We start from the raw sequence: 3,483 nt of genomic DNA on the forward strand, positions 1-3,483 counted from the left end.
AAACTCAGTATATTGCTTAATAACTGAACAACTTTGGGCTGCCATGTCTTCCAACCGAATTAAGCAACAAAGCCATTATTAGCCCCGCTTCCGTCGCTTGATAGACCGTATCGTACGCCAGCTGAGTCTCTTCATCTATTTGACCAAAGGCATAGTTTCTGTCGAAGTCACTGAAATACCCATCATAGTTTGCTCCGGTATCAATAATCAGCACATCGCCTTCTGTTAGTTCTCTATCGGTCGGCCCCATAATGATACTGCCATAACCACCAACACCCGAGCCAGATATCAAATAAGGGCAACTGTCAGCACCTAACCGTAACATTTCAATTTGCATGGCTTTACAAGCTTGGCGCTCTGTCATGCCGACTGCAAGGTATTGCTTTAAGAACTCAAACCCAGCGGCGGTGACCTGACAAGCAAAACGAATCTTGTCAATTTCAGCTTTAGACTTAACGCTACGAATATCACGGACAATCTGTGATACATCGACAACATTATGCCGACTCAATAGAGTTTGAAGTTGCTGGAAGTTCTGTGCGGGCATGCGTAAGTGTGTTTCCGGCCCGATCATTGCGCCGATTTTATGAGTTCGTAAACTGACTTCTGCTAATGTTGATGCCAATAATGAAATACCGTCATCTTGTGGTCGAGGTGACGGCCAACTTCTTACATCATCTATCCATGTACCATCAAAGCCTGATACGCCGATCTCCGGAACCACGGCGATAGGTTTACCAGTACTAGGAACAACGAGAAACCATGGTCGCGTAGGACTCTCCCAAAACTGAGATTTGAAACCACTGAAGTAACGAAATTCTGGTTCCGTAGTAAAGAAGGCCGCATCAATGTTCTGTTCTCGCAAGCGCTTTTGCAGCTCATAAGTACGCTGTTCAAACTCCGCGTTTTCAAACCCTCTAGATGGGGCAATCAAAGGTAATGTGCTCATTTTTAGTCCTTTTAGCGCGATAAACACGACGTTAGTTGAACAAAATGTCTCTTGGTAACAAGGCGATTTCAGGGAAGAAAATCAGCAACGCAGACATCAAAATCAGAATGAGGAAGAATGGTAATGTGCCACGAATGACTTCCATGTACGGCCTTTCAAAGATGGCAATAGCGGTAAAAATATCGCACCCAAATGGAGGGGTAGCTGAACCAATTGCCATTTGAAGCGTCACCATGACACCCACCAAGATGGGGTCAATACCATCGGCATTCACAATCGGCATGAATATCGGTGTGAGTATGAGTAGCACCACAAGAGAGTCAACAAACATGCAGCCGACAAAGAAGGTGACTGCGATGATGAATAAAATGTATTCCGGTGACGCGTTGTCCAACTCAAGTGGTGCAAGTAACTCTTGAGGAATTTGTTCGAATGAGATGTACCATGAAAAGGCTTGCCCAATGCCAACCAGTACGAAAACGACTGCGGTAATTAATCCCGTATTTAAAGCTGCATCACAAATATCTTTGACGCCCAACTTTCGGTACAGAAGGCACTCAACAATAATGGCATACAACACAGCAAAAGAAGCGGCCTCTGTTGGCGTGACAATCCCAGAATAGATACCGCCAATGATCAATGCAGGAAAACCTAACGGCAAAATCGCTTGTTTAATAGCGAGCAGCTTTTCGGCTCTATTGGTCTTCTCAACCAAGGTTAGGCTATCACTGTGTTTTACACTGTAGGCATAGCTGTACAAAGAAAATAACCCTGCCAGAACTAACCCTGGGCCAATGCCCGCAATAAACAACTCGCCAACACTGGCATTGGCAAGCGTGCCGTAAAGAATCAAGCCGATGCTTGGGGGAATAAGAAACGCAATATCACTTGCGTTGATGATCAACGCCATAACGAAGCTGTCTTTGTACCCCGCTTGCAACAGCTTAGGGCGCATGATTTGTCCAACAGATACGACTGTCGCTTGCGTAGAGCCAGAGACTGAACCAAATAAAGTACAACTGATACACGTGGTGATTGGGAGCCCTCCTCGAAGGTGTCCCACAAACGCCTGTATTAACCCCAACAAGTTGTATGCTGTATTACCTCTCGTCATGATGTCCGCAGCTAAAATGAACATCGGAACCGCAATTAACGCATTGGGGGAAATCCCAGTAACCATCTGCTGAATGACAACACCAGGTTCAACTTGGGAAAAATGGATGAGACCGATTAAAGCCCCTACAGCAAGAGGAACAATCATAGGAAAACTAAGAAACAGCAAGATAACCATGACTGTGACCAAGGTGAAGGTCATGACATAAATATCCGGCTCTCCAGCAATGATGTCAGAGATAAACTGTGTCACGCTACTCATTCGAATTCACCTTTGGCACTGGTTTTGTTTTCAATGACATCAAAAGACACGTAGATCTCTTGGTGCAGCAAGTTCATGATAAAACTCATTGAATATTGCAGACCGGCAATCGCAAACCCGATAGGGATGATTGAATAAACCCAATAAACCGGAAATTGCAGGGCTGGGCTTAATCGATTGATGGATTTAAGCTCTTCGACATAGAGCAAGCCTTGATATGCTAGATAGAACATCAGAAGCGCAGTGCACAATGCGATCATTGTGGTAAGGATTTTTTGAGTTCGAAAACTCAAAGAGTCATAAACGGCCGTCATTCGTATATTGCGACCTTGCCTCACCGCGTAAGCAAAACCCACAAAGGTCACCGTAACAATCAAAAACTGGTTGAGCTCTTCAGAAAAAAATAAGCTTTTGTTAAAAGCATAACGACCAATCGCATTCGCCGTAGAATTTGTCATCATGACAAGAATGGCAATCATGATCAGAAAGCGTTCTAGCTTTTCTGTTGCAACACTGATTTTATGTAAAAGATCTTTCATCATTCACTAAGCTCCATACTTCCTTGAGCAGTACAATCCTTTTTCTGCTACTCGTGTTGAGCAGCAAAGACGATTACCCGCTTGCTAATCAAACGGATAATCGATGGCGCATAGAGCATTATTGCGTTTGGGAAGCCACTCGCACTTCATCTAGAATATTTTCAAGAATGGCTTTCGCTCCTTGGCGAGCTTCTGTCTGTTGATCGGCTGGATAAGCGTTCGCAACAACATCAAAGTAAGTATCATGAAGCTTTTCACTCAACACTTTGAAGCGCTCTCTTTCATCATCAGAAAGTACGACGACTTGAAGATCTGGGCGCTCTTTGAGGATCTTGTCCATATTTTCTTTGTTGATGCGAATTTGGTAGTCGTAAGCTGCTTGGTCAGCCGCCTTAATCGCCTTATCCACCATAGCTTGCTTGTCTTGAGAAAGTCCGTTGTACCACTTACTGTTCGTCGATACGGTACTGACGTAAGGTTGCTGGCCTGGGAACATTAAGTAGTCCTGCACTTCATGCCACTTTGCGTTGTAGATGAAGTAAATAACCTGAACTCGGGATAAAAAAATAGAAGTGAACTAAAAGCTGGTTCTGCGATCAGATCTTTCAACCAAGAGAGAA

2 protein-coding genes and 2 pseudogenes are annotated in these 3,483 nt (G+C 44.2%); all 4 read right to left on the reverse strand.

Annotated elements, in window-relative coordinates:
• Positions 1–70 precede the first annotated feature (70 nt).
• Positions 71–949: pseudogene (locus OQJ86_RS26045) on the reverse strand (M24 family metallopeptidase); the annotation flags it as partial.
• A 31-nt stretch (positions 950–980) separates the two neighbouring features.
• Entirely contained in the window at positions 981–2,324 is a 1,344-nt protein-coding gene (locus OQJ86_RS26050; RefSeq protein ID WP_265992165.1) for a TRAP transporter large permease, read from the reverse strand.
• Positions 2,321–2,863, reverse strand: a complete 543-nt coding sequence (locus OQJ86_RS26055; protein WP_265992167.1) for a TRAP transporter small permease — start codon at positions 2,861–2,863, stop codon at positions 2,321–2,323. Before OQJ86_RS26055 ends, OQJ86_RS26050 begins: the two co-directional genes overlap by 4 nt.
• Positions 2,864–2,981: 118 nt before the next feature.
• Positions 2,982–3,422 (reverse strand): annotated as a pseudogene (locus OQJ86_RS26060) (C4-dicarboxylate ABC transporter); the annotation flags it as partial.
• Between the last annotated feature and the right edge of the window lie 61 nt (positions 3,423–3,483).

Source organism: Vibrio sp. Sgm 5, assembly GCF_026241575.1.
In the GTDB taxonomy this organism is placed as follows: domain Bacteria; phylum Pseudomonadota; class Gammaproteobacteria; order Enterobacterales; family Vibrionaceae; genus Vibrio; species Vibrio jasicida.